The sequence below is a fragment of the Streptomyces violascens genome (assembly GCF_014649955.1).
In the GTDB taxonomy this organism is placed as follows: domain Bacteria; phylum Actinomycetota; class Actinomycetes; order Streptomycetales; family Streptomycetaceae; genus Streptomyces; species Streptomyces violascens.
Genome location: NZ_BMUA01000016.1, coordinates 74842 through 92045, shown reverse-complemented (window position 1 = coordinate 92045; position 17204 = coordinate 74842). Strand labels below are relative to the sequence as shown.

General features: G+C 71.7%; 12 protein-coding genes. 11 read left to right on the top strand and 1 reads right to left on the bottom strand.

The window, feature by feature from the left end; translation table 11 throughout:
• The first annotated feature begins 114 nt into the window (after positions 1–114).
• From IE206_RS27295 to IE206_RS27280, 4 genes are all read left to right on the top strand, one after another.
• Entirely contained in the window at positions 115–357 is a 243-nt protein-coding gene (locus IE206_RS27295; protein WP_053730920.1) for a hypothetical protein, read from the top strand.
• Positions 358–359: 2 nt separating this feature from the next.
• On the top strand, positions 360–908 hold the full coding sequence (locus IE206_RS43215) for a Clp protease N-terminal domain-containing protein (RefSeq protein ID WP_189966590.1): 549 nt from the start codon (positions 360–362) through the stop codon (positions 906–908).
• Between the two features lie 220 nt (positions 909–1128).
• A complete protein-coding gene (locus tag IE206_RS27285; RefSeq protein WP_189966588.1) occupies positions 1129–3471 on the top strand; it encodes a GH92 family glycosyl hydrolase in 2343 nt (780 codons plus the stop codon).
• A gap of 197 nt (positions 3472–3668) precedes the next feature.
• Positions 3669–5195: an SDR family NAD(P)-dependent oxidoreductase gene (locus IE206_RS27280; protein ID WP_189966587.1), complete on the top strand. Its 1527-nt coding sequence runs from the start codon at positions 3669–3671 to the stop codon at positions 5193–5195.
• 74 nt (positions 5196–5269) lie between these two features.
• On the opposite strand, the gene IE206_RS27275 is transcribed toward IE206_RS27280, so the two are convergent.
• Positions 5270–5842 (bottom strand): inositol oxygenase family protein, encoded by a 573-nt coding sequence (locus tag IE206_RS27275; RefSeq protein ID WP_189966585.1) that lies wholly within the window; start codon positions 5840–5842, stop codon positions 5270–5272.
• A 343-nt stretch (positions 5843–6185) separates the two neighbouring features.
• Between IE206_RS27275 and IE206_RS27270 the strand changes: the two genes are divergently transcribed.
• From IE206_RS27270 to IE206_RS27240, 7 genes are all read left to right on the top strand, one after another.
• On the top strand, positions 6186–6359 hold the full coding sequence (locus IE206_RS27270) for a hypothetical protein (RefSeq protein WP_189966582.1): 174 nt from the start codon (positions 6186–6188) through the stop codon (positions 6357–6359).
• Positions 6360–6540: 181 nt separating this feature from the next.
• Positions 6541–8568, top strand: coding sequence for an alpha/beta hydrolase family protein (locus IE206_RS27265; protein WP_189966580.1), 2028 nt, complete (start codon positions 6541–6543; stop codon positions 8566–8568).
• A 173-nt stretch (positions 8569–8741) separates the two neighbouring features.
• Entirely contained in the window at positions 8742–11096 is a 2355-nt protein-coding gene (locus IE206_RS27260; protein ID WP_189966578.1) for an alpha-L-fucosidase, read from the top strand.
• An 88-nt stretch (positions 11097–11184) separates the two neighbouring features.
• Entirely contained in the window at positions 11185–12393 is a 1209-nt protein-coding gene (locus IE206_RS27255) for a DUF6777 domain-containing protein (RefSeq protein WP_189966576.1), read from the top strand.
• A 368-nt stretch (positions 12394–12761) separates the two neighbouring features.
• Positions 12762–14756, top strand: a complete 1995-nt coding sequence (locus IE206_RS27250; protein WP_226599984.1) for a SpoIIE family protein phosphatase — start codon at positions 12762–12764, stop codon at positions 14754–14756.
• A gap of 220 nt (positions 14757–14976) precedes the next feature.
• Positions 14977–16311 carry a wax ester/triacylglycerol synthase family O-acyltransferase gene (locus tag IE206_RS27245; RefSeq protein ID WP_189966572.1) on the top strand — a complete coding sequence of 445 codons (1335 nt, stop codon included), beginning with the start codon at positions 14977–14979 and terminating at the stop codon, positions 16309–16311.
• A gap of 29 nt (positions 16312–16340) precedes the next feature.
• Positions 16341–17201 (top strand): Fpg/Nei family DNA glycosylase, encoded by an 861-nt coding sequence (locus IE206_RS27240; RefSeq protein WP_189966570.1) that lies wholly within the window; start codon positions 16341–16343, stop codon positions 17199–17201.
• Positions 17202–17204 lie beyond the last annotated feature (3 nt).

The following is a 17204-nucleotide window of genomic DNA, read 5'->3' as shown; positions in this document are numbered from 1 at the left end:
CAAGTACGTGCCACGGTGGCGCGAACTGCCACCTACTGGGCAGTACCGGGACGCCGCTCGGAGGTTGTCAGGATTCCTTGACAATGAACTCTCTGTCAGGGCACCCTGACAGGCATGGGAGCTGAGGACACACCGGCCTCGCTGGCCGGACAAGTCACCAACAAGGACCCCGCCGTCGGACTCGCGGCGGTCGTCGCGCTGCGCCGCCTCCTGGAGGAGCTGGAGCGCGTCCACGTCGACAACGCCCGGGACCAGGGCTGGTCCTGGCAGTCCATCGCCACCTCGCTGAACGTCAGCAGGCAGTCGGTGCACGAGAAGCATGCGAGCAGGCGCAAAGCCACGGGCAAGGAGGACTGAAGGTGTTCGAGTTTTTCACTGAGCGTGCCAAGCGGGCGATCGTGGCCTCGCAGGACGAGGCGCTCGCGCTGGGCCACGACTTCATCGGCACGGAGCACATCCTGCTGGGCCTCGCCGGCACCGACGACAGCACTGCCTGGGACGCGCTGACCGCGCGGGGTGTCGAGGTGGACCGGGCCCGCCGGGAGACCGTACGGATCCTCGAAGCGGCCGGGGTGCCGAGCACCGGCGGGCAGCCCGCGAAGGACGCGCTCGCCTCGATCGGCATCGACGTCGAGGAGATCAAGCGCCAGGCCGACAGCACCTTCGGCCCCGGCGCCTTCCAGTACCCCCGGCCCGCGTACACGCCGCGCGCCAAGAAGGTCCTGGAGGCCACCCTCCGCGAGGCGAAGGCCCTCGGGCACGACCGCTTCGGTACGGAGCACATGCTGCTCGGGCTGCTCGCGGCGGGTGACGGGGGCCGGGGGCTGGAGGTCCTCGCGGCCCTCGGCACGGACCCGGCGGGGCTGCGCGCGGAGGTCCTCTCGCGGGTCGCTCCGGACCACGTGTAAATGCCGGTCCACGGGTAAGGGGCAGGAACGGCAAGGGAGTTGGTGGCTCGGCGTGAAATATCCGCCGAGCCACCAACCCGTGCTCCAGCCCCCGCCCGGACCCTTGACGCGTACACGCGCGAGGCCGAAGAATGATCGCGCTCTGACAACGTTGTCCATGGTGTCCACGTGGTCCATGGAGTTCACTTCGTCCGCGGTGTCCAGGGAGGCGGTCCCACTCATGCGTCCGAACCGGAGAACACGGGGGACGGGCATCGCGCTCGCCGCTCTCGCGCTGCTTGCCGGGGTGCTCGCCGCACCCGCCGCCCGAGCCGTACCACCGGCCGGTGGCGGTCAACTGACCGATCTGGTCGACCCGTTCATCGGCACGGAGAACGAGGGCAACACCTATCCGGGCGCCGCCGTGCCGTTCGGCATGGTCCAGCTCTCCCCGGACACCGGCCACAACACCGGCTACGACCACGCCCAGGACCACATCCGGGGCTTCTCCAGCGTGCATCTGTCCGGGGTCGGCTGCGGGCTCGGCGGCGATCTGCCCACCCTGCCCACGACGGGAGACATCACCGAGACCGACTACGCCCGCTACGCCGCCAGGTTCAGCCACGACACGGAGAAGGCGAGCCCCGGCTACTACCGGGTCGGCCTCGATTCCGGGATCACCGCGGAGCTCACCGCCACCACCCGCACCGGCGTCCAGCGCTACACCTTCCCCGCCACCGACAAGGCCAACGTCCTGCTCAACGCGGGCCAGTCGCTGCACAGGACGATCTCCACCGCCGTCGAGATCCTGGACGCGCGCACCGTCCGTACCGCCATCACCGGCAGCGGCTTCTGCCAGGACACCAAGCCGTACACCCTCTACACGGTCACCCGCTTCGACCGCCCCTTCACCGCGTCCGGCACCTGGAAGGACGGCGAGGTCAGCGAGGGTACGAAGAAGTCCAGCGGCAGCGGGGGCAACGGTGCCTGGCTGCGCTTCGACACCACCAAGGACCACACCGTCGAGGCGACCACCGCGCTCAGCTACGTGGATGCGGCGGGCGCGGCCGGCAACCTGCGCGCCGAGGGCGGCAAGAGCTTCGACCGGGTCGCCCGCGCGGCCCGGGGCGCCTGGGAGCGCAGGCTCGAAACCGTACGGGCCCGGGGCGGCAGCGGCACCCTGCGCCGCACCTTCTACTCCTCGCTCTACCGCTCGTTCCTCGCCCCCGACATCGGCAGTGACGCCGACGGCCGCTACACCGGCTGGGACCAGAAGATCCACCGAGCGAGCGGCTTCGACTACTACCAGAACTGGTCGCTCTGGGACACCTACCGCACCCAGACCCAGCTCCTCTCGCTGCTCGCCCCGCGCGAGGCCCGCGACATGGCGATCTCCGTGCTGAAGATCGACGAGGAGAGCGGCTGGCTGCCCAAGTGGGGCTACGGCACCGTCGAGACGAACATCATGACGGGCGACCCGGTCACCCCGTTCCTCACCAACGCCTATGCGCAGGGGCTACTCAAGGGGTACGAGGACGAGGCGTACCGGGCACTGAAGAAGAACGCGGACGGGGTGCCGCCCGCCGGCTCCCCGGCCGTCGGCCGTGAGGCCAACTCCCCGTACATCAGGGATGGTTACGCCCCGTACATCAAGGACCGCCCGCACGCCAAGCCCGGCGACTCCGACTTCGACCACGGCGCGTCCGCGACCCTGGAGTACGCACTCGCCGACGCCATGCTGGGCAGGATGGCCCGCGAGCTCGGGCACCCCGAGGACGCCGCGCGCTACACCGCCCGCGCCCAGAACTACCGGAAGATCTTCGACCCCTCGACCGGGTTCTTCCGCGCCCGCGACGCGCAGGGCGCCTTCACCGGACCCGCCGACCCGGCGAAGAGCGAGGGCTTCCACGAGGGCACGTCCTGGCAGTACCAGTGGCTCGTCCCGCAGGACCTGCCCGGGATGGTCTCGCTCATCGGCGGCCAGGACGCGGCCAACCAGCGGCTCGACTCGTTCTTCGCCTACGACCAGCTCCTCGGTGACCCCGCGAGGACCGCCCGCGAGGTGTGGGTGAACGGGCCGTACTCGTACTACAACGCGGACAAGTACAACCCGCAGAACGAGCCGGACCTCATCGCTCCGTACACCTATCTCTCGACGGGGCAGCCGTGGAAGACGACGGATGTGGTGCATGCGGCGCTGACCCTGTTCACCGACACCCCGACCGGGATGACCGGCAACGACGACCTCGGGACGATGTCGGCGTGGATGGTGCTGTCCTCGATCGGGATCTTTCCCGTCCAGCCCGGAACGGACACGTGGGGGCTGTCCACGCCCGTTTTCGACCGGGTCGACCTCTCTCTCGACCGGCGGTACTACCCGCGGGGTGGGTTCACTGTGACGGCTCCGGGCACGTCTTTTGCCGACCGGTACGTTCGGTCGGCCCGGGTCGATGGCCGTGATCTGGCCCGCACGTACCTCACCGGGGCGGATCTCAGGGCTGGGCGGAACCTGGCCTTCACGGTGGGTGCCGCCCCCTCCGGGTGGGGCACGGCGCCCTCGGCTGCACCGCCCGTTGTGCGCTGAGCGCGTCCCGGTTTTCGGCTGCGGGTCCGTCGTGGCTGGTCGCGCGGTTCCCCGCGCCCCTGAAGGGCACGGCCCCCTGACCACCGCCCGCCCCCTCTTCCCCCGGGGGCGGGCGGTTTGGTATGAGGGGGGATCGGTCCGTACCATGGCGCTTTTGGGAACTTGATATTCACGACTGATCGAGGAACGCAGCGGCGATGACGGTGACAGAGGACTTCCAGGACCAGGAGCACGGTCCCGGTGTCGACGAGCGGCCCGAGCAGGGCGTCGGCCAGGACTTCGGCCCCGGCATCGACCCCGAGCGGCTCGCGCTCTGCCTGAGCGTGCTGGCGGAACTCGACCGGATCGACGTCGACCACCCCGACGCGATCGCCGTGCGCCGCGCCACCGCCGGCATCTACCGGACCGTGAAGCAGCGCCGCCGCCAGGAGCGCCGCGCCGCCAAGACCGCCCACGACCGGGCCGTCACCGAGGCGACCGCCACCGGCTCCGCCGAGCGCATCGACGACGAGACCGAGGGCCTGCTGCCCAGCTCGTCCGTCACCGGCGAGATCGCGGGCATACTCCAGCGCCCCCGGTCCTGCTACATCTGCAAGACCCGGTACGTCGAGGTCGACGCGTTCTACCACCAGCTGTGCCAGAAGTGCGCCGCCGAGAACCGGGCCCGCCGCGACGCGCGCACCGACCTCACCGGCAAGCGCGCCCTGCTCACCGGCGGCCGCGCCAAGATCGGCATGTACATCGCGCTGCGGCTGCTTCGCGACGGCGCGCACACCACCGTCACCACCCGTTTCCCCAAGGACGCCATCCGCCGCTTCAAGGCGATGGAGGACTCCGCGGACTGGATGCACCGCCTCGAAGTCGTCGGCATCGACCTGCGCGACCCGGCCCAGGTGGTCGCCCTCGTCGAGCGGACGACCGAAGCGGGCCCGCTGGACATCCTGATCAACAACGCCACGCAGACCGTGCGCCGGCTGCCCTCCGCCTACGCCGCCCTGGTGGACGGCGAGAGCGCCCCGCTGCCGGCCGGTGAGCTGCCCGCCCACGCGGTCATCGGAGCCTTCAACTCCGGCGCGGTCGACGGCCTGACCGCGCTGCCCGTCGGCACCTCGGGCCTCGACGCCCAGCGGGTCGCCGACCTCGCCCTGGTCGCGGGCAACGCCAGCATCGCCAAGTACCAGGACGGCACCGCCCTGGACGCGGGCGGCCTGCTCCCCGACGTCGTCGACACCAACACCTGGGTGCAGTCCATCGACCAGATCTCCCCGGTCGAGCTGCTCGAAACCCAGCTGTGCAACTACACCGCGCCGTTCATCCTGATCAGCCGGCTGCGCCCGGTGATGGCCGAGGCCGCCCGCAAGGCGCCGAACGGCCGCGCGTACGTCGTGAACGTCTCGGCGATGGAAGGCGTCTTCAGCCGCGGCTACAAGGGCGCGGGCCACCCCAACACCAACGCGGCCAAGGCCGCCATGAACATGGTCACCCGGACCAGCGGCCGGGAGATGTTCGAGACCGACAAGATCCTGATGACCTCGGTCGACACCGGCTGGATCACCGACGAGCGCCCGCACCACGACAAGCTGCGGCTCGCCGAAGAGGGCTTCCACGCCCCCCTCGACCTCGTCGACGGCGCCGCCCGCGTCTACGACCCGATCGTGCGTGGCGAGCTGGGCGAGGACCTGCACAGCGTCTTCCTCAAGGACTACGCGCCCGCCAACTGGTAGGCCTCGGTTTCACAGCGAGGGGCGGCACGCATCGCGCGTGCCGCCCCTCGGCGTCAACAGACGCTTCCCGAGGGCTACTCGACGTACTCCGCGACGAGTTCCAGGACCGGACGCCAGTCCTCCATGACACCCACGTCGAGCCCCACGACCTTCCCCGCGTCGTCGGCCTGCCGCAGGATCACCGCGTCCTCGGCCAGCGGGTCCCGCGCGAAGGCCGCGGCCTCCGCGGGCCCCATCACCCCGCCCTGCGCCCGCAGCGTCAGCGCGCTCTGCGGCGAGAGCGTACGGTCCGGCTCGACCGCCGCCAGATAGCGCTTCGCGGGCACGTGCAGCCGTACGAGGCGGGATACCCGCGCGCCGAGCAGCGGCCGCACCGCCCGCGCCGCCGTGTCGGCGTGCCCCGCATCGTCACCGGGGCGGAGCAGATGCCCGAGATCGTGCACGAGGCCCGCCAACTGGAGCTCCTTGTCGGCCGGGTGGGACCGGCGCAGCAGATGGGCGGTCTGGAGCGCATGGTCGTGCAGATCGACCGGATCGCCGCTGCGGTCGGGGGTGTCCCAGGCGCCCCGGCAGGTGTGAAGCAGTTCCATCAGCTCGTCGACCGAACGCACCGGCCGGTCGTGACCGGGCCTGCTCGACAGCTCCATGTGGTCCCCTCCCCGCGCGCGGCAGCCGACACCGCCAGCAGATCACGGTGGGATGAACATCGGGCTGAACGCCCGGCGAAGGAAAGTTGACGCAAAGGAAGTGGCCCTATCGAGCGCGACCGCGCTCATTTGGTTACTCTAGTGCGAACGGTAGCCACAGCGGGTCCACCAACCCTCGAGGCCCGTTCCGGATCCGTCCCACAACCTGTGGCCGTGATGCGGACAGAGTGCCGGCGCCACCGCGTCAGAACTGCCCTTGCCCCTGCCCTGCGGGCGGACGACCGGGTCGGAGAACGACGCGTGCCGGGACGCCCAGGGTTATTGCGACACAAAGGAGTGCGCGGTGACACCAGAAACCACAGAGCGCGAACGTCGGACGCCGGAACGCGGCGGCGAACGGGCCGCACGGCCCGAGAAGCTCCGCAACATCGAGGTCTGGGCCCGCTCGGCCCCGATCCGTCTCGCGGGTTACGAGGAGGACCTCGCGGAGCCGCACATCCTGCCCGGGGTCGACTGAACCACGGCGGAACCACGAGTCCGTGCCCCTTGCTCGCCGGGGGCACGGACTTTGTGGTGGCCATCGCCCGTCAAAGGGGCCGGAACCGCGGCGCCCGACCAGAAATGTGACGGTGTGTCAGGCAGCCGGTGTGCCCCTTGGCGCCCTGTTGTCCGGGAGTCGGGCAAGGCAGGATGACCGGATGTCCGAGACACCCGGTGACACCACCGCCTTCCACGACCTGTCCGCCTTCCTCGCCATCCCGCGCGTCAACGCCCTCGCGCTCTCACCCGACGGGAAGCGGCTTGTGGCCGCGGTGCAGAGCCTCAACGCCGAGGGCAACGGTTATGTGTCCGGGCTGTGGGACATCGACCCGGCCGGGGTGCGCGAGCCCCACCGCCTGACCCGCTCCCGCAAGGGCGAGTCCGCGCCCGCGTTCGCCGCGGACGGAACCCCGTGCTTCCTCTCCGGGCGCGAGGACACCGACCCCGCCGCGGCCAAGGACAGCGAAGAGGGCTCCGGCGTGTGGGCACTGCCCGAGAGGGGCGAAGCCTCGCTCATAGCCCGCCACCCCGGCGGAATCGCCGGGTTCTCCCTCGCCCGTGACGCCGGCACCCTCGCCTACACCGCGGGGCTGCTGCCCGGCGCGGCCGATGCCGAGGCGCACGGCAAGCTGCTCAAGGACCGCGCCGACGCCAAGGTCACCGCGATCCTGTACGAGGCCGGGCTCACCCGGTTCTGGGACAGCGACCTCGGCCCGGACGAGCCGCACACCTTCGTCCGCCGCACCCGCGACGAGCACGGCTCACCGGTCGACGCGGGCGGCCAGGGATTCGTCAGCGAGGACGCGCCCGCGCTCTCGCCCGACGGCACCCGCGTCGCCCACACCCGCTTCGTCGACGGCGGGGTGCCGGACCGCAACCGCACCGTCGTCGTGGTCGCCGACGCCGCGACCGGCGAAGAGCTGCGCGTGGTCGACCAGGACGGATTCCTGTACTCCACCCCGCAGTTCACCTCCGACGGCACCGGCCTGATCTGCACCCGCCAGCTGATCGAGACGTACGAGAAGCCCTTCGTCTACACCCTCGTACGCATCGACCTCGCGAGCGGCGCGGAGAGCGAGCTCGTGCCGGACTTCGAGAACTGGCCCATCGGGGCGGTGGTCTCGCCGCGCGCCGACGACGCGACCGTCTGGTTCGCCGCCGACGAGCTCGGCCACTCACCCGTCTTCCGGCGCGACGCGGACGGCACCGTCACCCGGCTCACCGCCTCCGGCACGTACACCTCGCTCTGCGTCGCGCCCGACGGACGCGCCCTGTACGCGCTGCGCAGCTCCGTCGATGCCCCGCCCACCCCGGTCCGCCTCGATGCCGCCGCGGCCGACCAGGAACCCGCTGTCCTGAAGGCTCCCGGCGGGGCGGGCCGGCTGCCGGGCACCCTGACCGAGGTGCACACGGTGGCCGACGACGGATTCCCGCTGCGGTCCTGGCTCGTGCTGCCCGGGGGCGCGTCCGCCGAGCGGCCCGCGCCGCTGCTCGTCTTCCCGCACGGCGGCCCCGAGACGTCCTGGAACGCCTGGACCTGGCGCTGGAACCCGTGGCCCTTCGCGGCCCGCGGCTACGCGGTGCTGCTGCCCGACCCCGCGCTCTCGGCCGGCTACGGCCCGCGGATGCACGAGCGCGGCTGGGGGCAGTGGGGCGGCCGGCCCTACCGGGACCTGATGGCGATGACCGACGCGACCGAGGCCCGCCCCGACATCGACGCCACCCGCACCGGCCTCGCGGGCGCCTCGTACGGCGGCTACATGGCGAACCGGATCGCCACCCTGACCGACCGGTTCAGAGCGATCGTCTCGCACGCCTCGATCTGGGACCTGCGGTCGTTCCAGTCGGACACGGACGCCTCGGCCTACTTCCGGCGGATCTTCGGCGACCCCCTGGCCCGGCCGGAACGCTACGAGGAGAACTCGCCGTCCCTTCGGGTCGACCGCATCCGCACGCCCATGCTGGTGGTCCACGGCGCGAAGGACTACCGGGTCCCCGTCGGCCAGGGCATGGCCCTGTTCCAGGAACTCCAGCGCTGCGAAGTCCCCACGAAATTCCTGTACTTCCCCGACGAGGCCCACTGGATCCTGGCCCCGAACGCCGCCCGCCTCTGGTACGCGACCCTGCTCAACTTCCTCGACCACCATGTGCTCGGCGAGGAGTGGCAGCGGCCAGAACTGGTGTGATCTGTAGGTGAGTTGATGCCATGCGCGGCTGGGGAGTTCGCGGTCCGGTATGCCCACAGCATGCCGGGCCGACGGCCGGGCGGCAATAGGTCGGATGAGTTCGAGCATGTGGCGTATTTCTGTTGGGTGGAGCGCATTGACACGCCCTCGGCTCGCCTCAATCATCGGATGTCATGACCGAACTTCCCAGACGCCATGTACTCGGAATGACGGCGGGGGCGGCAGTCGGCGCCGCCCTTCTCTCCCCGGCCACGGCCGATGCGAACCCCCTCACCACCTCGACCGGCGCTGCCGCGAAGGGCGGTGAATGGGGCACGGTTCCCGCGGCCGTTCCCGTCGCGCTCGACCGCTGGTTCGACAACGACGGCATCGACACCGCGAGCGCCCGCGGCGGCGACTTCGACGGATCCGGTTATACCTTCCCCGGGGATGAACTCCCGTCAGGAAACGTCCAGTTGGACGGTGTCACGTATGTTTTTCCCGGCGCCGCCGCCGGGGCGAAGAACAACGTCGTCGCCCTCGGGCAGCGCATCGACCTGCCCCGAGGGCGCTATCTGTCCGGGCTGTTCCTCGTCGCGTCCAGCTACGGGGACGCATCGGGCCGGGCGACCGTGCACTACGCCGACGGCAGCACCTCCGCCGCCGCGCTCGGCGGCCCCGACTGGTACAGCGGCAGCGGGCAGTTGACCGCCGCGTACCGCTATGGCCCGGGCGGCGTGAAGGACCCGCACCAGGTCGTCGTCGCGAGCGCGGAGCTGGCGATGGACCCCACCCGCGAGGCCGTCGCCCTCACCCTCCCGGTCACCAATCCCGCCCAGCCGGACAAGCCCTCCCTGCACGTCTTCGCGCTCTCGCTGCAACCGGCCGCGAACGGGCGCGCGGTCACCCTGCGGGACGCGCACTCGACCACCACGACGCTGGCCTCGGGCGCCCAGAGTGTCGAGGCCACCGTCATCAACGCGGGCACCGTCACCCTGCTCGCCTCCGACGCGCTGAGCGTCCAGGTCGACGTCGACGGAGCCCGTACGGTCGAAGCCGCCCGGATACCCCGGCTCGCACCCGGCGAGCAGGCCAGGGTCCGCATCGGCATCCGGCCGGGGACCGGCACCGCCCCGGGCACGGTGCGGCCCGGACGCGTGGTCGCGCGCGGCCGGGGCCAGGAGGCCGCCTCCGTTGCCCGTCAACTCACCCTGGGTGTACCGGACTTCACTCCGACCGACGCCTCGCTCGCCTCGCACCGGGCGCCGTACTGGTTCCAGGACGCCAAGTTCGGCATCTTCATCCACTGGGGTGTCTACTCGGTGCCCGCCTGGGCGCCCGTCGGCCTGCAGTACGCCGAGTGGTACTGGGCCCAGATGCAGGACCCGAACAACGCCACGTACGCCTACCACCGCACCACCTACGGCGAGTCGTTCAACTACGACGACTTCATCCCGCGCTTCACCGCCGAACGCTTCGATCCCCGTTCCTGGGTCGAGCTGTTCCGCGACGCCGGAGCCCAGTACCACGTCCTCACCTCCAAGCACCACGAAGGCTTCGCGCTGTGGGACACCAAGGTGTCCGACCGCAACGCGGTCCGGATGGGCCCGAAGAAGGACCTGGTCCGCGCCCTGTTCGAGGCGTCCAGACAGTACGCGCCGCAGCTGCACCGCGGGCTCTACTTCTCGATGCCGGAGTGGTTCAACCCCGACAGCCCCTGGCAGGGGCACGGCCCGCGCAACCCGTACACCCTCCAGCCGCTCCCGTACACGGGGTACACGCCCGGCAAGGACTACATCAAGGACCTTCAGGCCCCGCAGATGCTGGAGCTGGTCGAGGGGTACGACCCGGAGATCCTGTGGTGCGACATCGGCGGCGCCAATGACAGCCACCGGGTGCTCGCGGAGTACTTCAACCACGCGAAGAACCGGAGCCGTCCCATCGAGGTCACCGTCAACAACCGCTCCGGCATCGGGCCGCACGACTTCACCACGCCCGAGTACGCCACGTACGACACGGTGGTTACCGCGAAGTGGGAGGCGAGCCGGGGCCTGGACCCGTTCAGCTACGGCTACAACCGGGCCACCCCGGACGACAAGTACATGACCACCGAGGAGGTCGTGCACACCCTCGTCGACATCGTCAGCAAGAACGGCAACTTCCTGCTCGACATCGGACCGCGGGCGGACGGCACCATCCCCGAGATCATGCGGCTGAGGCTGCGCGAGACGGGGCAGTGGCTCAAGACCAACGGCGAGGCGATCTACGGGTCCACGTACTGGGCGCGGATGCCGCAGCTCGGCGCCGACCTCAGGTTCACCGTCCGGCCGGGCCGCGCCTTCTACATCCACTCGCTCGCCAGGCCGGGGGCCACCCTCACCGTCGAGGCGCCCGTGCCGATCCGGGCCGGGGACCGGGTCACGATGCTCGGGTACGGGCGGCCGCTCACCTGGCGGACCAGCGGCAGCGGGCTCGTCATCGACGTGCCGGCCGCGGCGCGGGCCGCGGGCAGCCACGCCTGGGTGTTCAAGGTGGAATGGCTCGGGTGACCCGGGCGGACCCCGTCCGTTTGCGCGAGACGCGAGCCTGCGGCACACAATGTAGGGGCAACTCGGGGCGTACAGGTGGGAGATCCACGTGCCCTCGACCCTGCGCAGAATAGCCGCTGCCGCCGCCGTGCTGTCCGTCGGCGCCTTCGCCGCCGGATGCGGCGGCGGCGCCATCGGCGCCGACAGCGAGCAGGACCTCAACCTCCAGCCGATCGCCGCCGCCGGTCCGGACCCGTTCACCAAGTCCACCGCCGAGTCGACGGCGACCCCCACGCCGGCAGCGCCGCCCGGCACCGGGAACCGCACCCCGGCGCCGGGCACGCTGTCGCCGAGCACCGTCTCGGGCGCCACACCGGGCCTGTACGGCGGCACGCAGTCGGTGGCCAGCTGCGACGTGGAGAAGCAGATCCGCTTCCTCGGCGGCGACCAGGCCAAGACCCGGGCGTTCGCCGATGCCGCTGGGGTCGACCCGGGCTCCGTGGCGGGCTTCCTGCGCGGGCTCACGCCCGTCGTGCTGCGCGTGGACACCCGGGTCACCAACCACGGCTTCCGCGACGGCTCGGCCACCAGCTTCCAGTCGGTGCTCCAGGCGGGCACCGCCGTCCTGGTCGACGACCACGGTGCGCCGCGCGTGCGGTGTGCCTGCGGGAACCCGCTGAAGCCGGCCAACGGCCACCAGGGCGCCTGGCGCGACAAGGGCGAGCCCTGGCCCGGGTTCCGCGCCGACCGCGTCGTCGTGGTGCGGCCCACGACGGCCGTCATCAACAACTTCATCATCGTCAACATCACCAACAACACCTGGATCGAGCGGCCGCGCGGCGACGACGGGCAGCACGACCGCAAGCGGCCCGACATCCACATCGACCCGACCAAGCCGCCGGTCACCGTGCCGCCGTCACCTTCGGCGAGTCCGAGCACCTCACCACCGACCAGCAAGTCGCCCTCGTCCAGCAGCTCTCCCTCGGGCAGCTCGCCGCGGCCCAGCCCGAACTGCCAGACGCCGACGCCCACCGTGACGGTCACCCAGACCCCCAAGCTGACGCCGCAGCAACCGCCGGCCCGGCTGCCGGGCTCGCCCACGCCGACCCCGAGCTGCCCGACGGCCACGACGACGGTCACCGCGACGCCGTCCCTGCCGACGCCTTCGCCCCGGGCGCCCTCGACGCCGGTGCTGCCTCCCGACACGAGCGCGCCCAGCGACCTGCCCTCGCTCCCGACCGGCATCCCGACGAACCTGCCGAGCGGACCGAACTCCGACATGTTCGGGTCCCCCTCGCCGGAGTCGGAGAACGTCTGACGGAGTGCGTAGGACCCCGGTCACCGGCGTGCCGCGCCGGTGACCGGGGCTCCTCCACCCCGCGCCCCCAGCAGGGTGGCGCCGGCCCGCACCGGGGCATTCGAGCCCGTCCGGCATTTCAGGACGAGCGCCCTTGAGGCGCGAACGGGGTCTGGGGCGGAGCCCCAGGAAACGGACGTTTCACTTCTCGCCCACCCCACCCCGCCCCTTCCCGCCGCCTCCCTGATGCGCGTGATCCGGGCTGCGCCTAGCGTGGCCCCATGGACGCGGGTACAGGGGGCGGAGGGGCGGCCGAACTGTGCCACTGCGGCGAGCCGGCCGGCGGCGAGGACTGCCGCTTCCTTCACTCGTACGGCCGAGACCTGCGAATGGGCAGTTTCGACTGGGACCTCGGCACCGGTCTGATGCACATGGACGAGCCCGCGCTCGACGTGTTCGACCTGCGCCCCGACGAGTACGACAACCGCCCCGAGTCGCTGGCCGCCCGGGTGCCGCGCGCCGAGGCCAACAGGCTCGACGCGCTCGTCTCGCAGGCGCTCAAGAACGGCAGCGTCAACTACGGCGTCTACTTCCGCATCCGCTGCCGCGACCGGAGCCTGCGCTGGACCCACACCCAGGGCTTCGTACGCCGTGACGAGACCGGCCGCCCGCTGCGCATCATCGGGATCGTCCGCGATGCCACCCAGGAGCTCGCCGAGTCCACCGCGCGGGTCGGCCTCGACGACGAACGGCGCCGCACGACCAGCGTCGTCGAGGCCACCACCGCCGCCCTCGCGCACGCCAGGACCGTCAAGGACGTCATCGACGTCATGAAGGACTCGCAGGGCCCCGAATACCTCGGCGCCACCAGCCTCGTGATGGGTCTCCTGGAGGCGGGCCGCATCCACTTGATCGCGGAGGGCCCCGAGGGCAGCTTCGTGCCGGGCACCCGGTGGACCCGGGTCGACGAGCAGTACCCGATGAGCGAGGTCGTCCGCACCCTCGCACCCCGCTTCATCGAGTCGCCGCAGGACTTCGCCGACTCCTATCCGGGCCTGTGGCCGAACATCAGCGGCCTCGGCATCACCTCCGCCGCCTACCTCCCGCTGATCGCCCAGGCCCGCCCCATCGGCGCGATCGGCCTGCTCTACAGCGACAAGTGGGGATTCACCAGCGACGAGCGCAACCTCCTTGTCGCGCTGGGCAGTTCGATCGCCCAGTCCCTCCAGCGCGCCATGCTGTACGAGCAGGAGCACGACCTCGCCGAAGGCCTCCAGCAGGCGATGCTGCCGCGCCGCATCCCCGAGGTGCCCGGCGCCCAGCTCGCGGTCCGTTACCGCTCGGCACGGTTCGGCCGGGACATCGGCGGCGACTGGTACGACGTGATCCCGCTGCCCGGTGGACGCGTCGGCGTGGCCATCGGCGACGTACAGGGACACGACACGCACGCCGCCGCCGTGATGGGGCAGCTGCGCATCGTGCTGCGCGCGTACGCCGCCGAGGGGCACACCCCGGCCACCGTGATCGCGCGGGCGTCGGTCTTCCTGTACGAGCTGGACACCGACCGGTTCGCGACCTGCACCTACGCGGAGGCCGACCTGAGCACCGGCGTGGTGCAGGTCGTGCGCGCCGGGCACGTCGACCCGCTGATCCGCCTCCAGGACGGCAGCTGCCGCAGACTGCCGGTGGAGGGGGGCCTACCGCTCGGGCTCTCGGCCGAATTCGGGCGCCTCGAATACCCGGTGTCGACGGTCGAACTCGATCCGGGCCAGACCCTGTTGCTCTACACCGACGGCCTCGTGGAGCAGCCGGGCACCGACCTCGACGACGGCATGCAGGTCCTCGCCTCCCTCGTCAGGACGGGCCCGGAGGACCTCGAAGCGCTCGCCGACCGGCTCTGCGACGTGGTCGACGAGCGGGCCGGCGACGACGACGTGGCGCTGCTGCTCCTGCGCCGGAGCGCCATGGAGGTGCCGCAGGGCGGCGGCCGGCTGCGCCAGCACGTCGCGCAGAACGACCCGGAGGCGCTCAGCTCCTCCCGCCACATGATCCGCGCGGCGGTCCGGGCCTGGGGCGCCCGCGAGCGGTCCGACGAGATCGAACTCGCCGCCGACGAGCTCATCACCAATGCCCTGATGCACACCGACGGCGGGGCGATCGTCACCATCCGGGTCCTCTCCGGCCTCGAGCGCCGCCTGCGCGTCGAGGTGGAGGACCGCTCCAGCGCCCTGCCGCGCCGCAGGGAGGCAGGCTCCTCCGGGGTCTCCGGGCGCGGCCTGATGCTGGTGGACCGGCTCGCGGACGTCTGGGGCGTGGAGTCGCGCGGCAGCGGCAAATGCGTGTGGTGCGAGTTCGTCGTCCCGGAACGAGGCACCGGCCACTGAGAGGCATGAGAAGCGCGACGAGGGGCCGCTGAGGGGCGTGTACCGATGCTCCGTGTCCGGCGGGGGAACAACGCCCGATCAAGAACTGATCAATACTTGGCGGTAACTATACGTAACAACTCATTACTTGACCGTAACCGTTCGTCGGGGTTTGACTGCTCACTCTGTACGGGCGGCACCGTTGCCGCCCGACCGGCTTCCGACCGACACGAGGACCCTCTTGAGCAGTGAGCTGCTTGCACCTCTTGATCTGGCGTTCTGGCACCTCGAATCGGCGGAGCACCCCATGCACCTGGGTGCGCTCGCACACTTCGACCCGCGTCCCGGCACCGACGGCGGGCAGATCCTCGAACTCCTCGCCGAGCGCGCCGCGGCCATCGGGCGCCTGCGGATGTGCGTACGCGGCGTGTGGCTGCCCATCGGCGGCGCGGCCTGGGTCGCCGACAAGGACTTCGACGTACGCCGCCACGTCCGCAGGGTCCGCCTGCCCGCAGGCGACTTCGACACCGAAGCCGTCCGGGTGGCAGGGGAGCTGATGGAACGGCCCCTGGAGCGCGGCCTGCCGCCCTGGCGGATGTACGTTCTGACCGGCGAGGACGACGGTGCCTTCGCGGTCCTGGTCAAACTGCACCACGCGCTCGCCGACGGCATGCGCGCCGTCGCCATCGGCGCGGGCATCCTCGACCAGCTCGCAGCCCCGAGCGCCCGGCGCCGGCGCCCCGTGCCGCCCCGCTCCTGGCTGCCGGGCCCGCGCCAGGTCGCCGGATTCGCCCGCGACCGGGTCGGTGAGCTCACCCGCGCCGTGGGCATCGGCGCCTCCGTGATGCGGGCCAGCCGCCTCGAACTCGGCGCCGGCTCCGCGCTCGCCGCCGACTCCAGCGGCACCCGCCGCCTCGCCACGGCCGTGCTCGACCACGAGGACGTCCAGCGGATACGCAGGGCCGAGGGCGGCACCGCCAACGACGTACTCCTCGCGGTCGTCGCGGGCGGGCTGCGCCGCTGGCTCCTGGAGCGCGACTCGCGCATCCCCGGTGCCGAACCACGCGCCCTGGTCCCCGTCTCGCGCCGCCGCCCAGGAGCTCCGCCCGGCTCCGGCAACAAGCTCTCCGCGTATCTCCTCGGCCTGCCGGTCGCCGAGCCCGACCCGCTGGCCCGGCTCGCCGCGGTGCGCGCCGCCATGGACCGCAACAAGGCCGCCGGGCCCGGGCGCGGCGCCGGAGCCGTCGCCCTGCTCGCCGATCAACTGCCGCCGCTTGCGCACCGGTTCGGGGCGCCGCTCGCCGGGAACGCGGCCCGCATCCTCTTCGACCTGCTCGTCACCAGCGTGCCGCTGCCCCGCTCCCGGCTCTCGCTCGGCGGCTGCCCGCTGCGCGCGATCCACCCGATGGCGCCGCTCGCCCGCGGCCAGTCCCTGGCGATCGCCATGTCCACGTACGGCGGCCGGGTGCACATCGGCCTGGTCGCCGACGGCAAGGCCGTGCCCGACCTGGACCGGCTCGCCGAATCCTTCGGGCAGGAGCTCGCGGACCTCCTCGGGGCGAGCGCGGCTCGCTGAGCCCGCGCGGCCGGTGCACCCTGGTACGTATGCCGGAACTGCCCGAAGTCGAGGCCCTGCGGGACTTCCTCTCCGACCACCTGGTCGGCAAGGAGATCGCGGGCGCTCTGCCCGTCGCGATCAGCGTCCTGAAGACGTACGACCCGCCGTACACCGCCCTGGCCGGGCGCACCGTCACCGGTGTCGCCCGGCACGGCAAGTTCCTCGACATCGACGCCGACGGGCTGCACCTGTGCGTCCACCTCGCCCGCGCGGGCTGGCTGCGCTGGTACGACACGCTGCCTACGGCCCCGCCGAAACCCGGAAAGGGCCCTCTCGCGCTGCGGGTGACGCTGGCCGGCGGGGCGGGCTTCGACCTCACCGAGGCGGGCACCCGCAAGAGCCTCGCCGCCTACCTCGTCCACGATCCCTCGGATGTCCCGGGCATCGCCCGGCTCGGCCCCGACCCGCTGGCTCCCGGCTTCGGCCGCGACGACCTCGCGGCCCTGCTCGCGGGCGAGCGGCGCCGGCTGAAGGGCGCGCTGCGCGACCAGTCCCTCATCGCGGGCATCGGGAACGCGTACAGCGACGAAATCCTGCACGTGGCGAAGATGTCGCCCTTCAAGCCGGTCGCCCACCTCACCGAGGACGAGATCACCGCGCTGTACGAGGCGATGCGCGCCACCCTGACGGAAGCCGTCGAGCGCTCGCACGGGCTCGCGGCGGGCCGTCTCAAGGCGGAGAAGAAGAGCGGGCTCCGCGTGCACGGCCGGACCGGACAGCCCTGCCCGGTCTGCGGCGACACCGTCCGCGAGGTGTCGTTCGCCGACTCCTCCCTCCAGTACTGCGCGACCTGCCAGACGGGCGGCAAGATCCTCGCCGACCGGCGCCTGTCCAAGCTCCTCAAGTGATAC

Excerpts from the sequence above, each read along its gene's own strand:
- IE206_RS27275 (WP_189966585.1), bottom strand. The coding sequence starts at position 5,842 with ATGGAGCTGTCGAGCAGGCCCGGTCACGACCGGCCGGTGCGTTCGGTC.
- IE206_RS27260 (WP_189966578.1), top strand. The coding sequence starts at position 8,742 with ATGACCGAACTTCCCAGACGCCATGTACTCGGAATGACGGCGGGGGCG.
- IE206_RS27295 (WP_053730920.1), top strand. The coding sequence starts at position 115 with ATGGGAGCTGAGGACACACCGGCCTCGCTGGCCGGACAAGTCACCAAC.
- IE206_RS27280 (WP_189966587.1), top strand. The coding sequence starts at position 3,669 with ATGACGGTGACAGAGGACTTCCAGGACCAGGAGCACGGTCCCGGTGTC.
- IE206_RS27240 (WP_189966570.1), top strand. The coding sequence starts at position 16,341 with ATGCCGGAACTGCCCGAAGTCGAGGCCCTGCGGGACTTCCTCTCCGAC.
- IE206_RS27265 (WP_189966580.1), top strand. The coding sequence starts at position 6,541 with ATGTCCGAGACACCCGGTGACACCACCGCCTTCCACGACCTGTCCGCC.
- IE206_RS27250 (WP_226599984.1), top strand. The coding sequence starts at position 12,762 with ATGGGCAGTTTCGACTGGGACCTCGGCACCGGTCTGATGCACATGGAC.
- IE206_RS27285 (WP_189966588.1), top strand. The coding sequence starts at position 1,129 with ATGCGTCCGAACCGGAGAACACGGGGGACGGGCATCGCGCTCGCCGCT.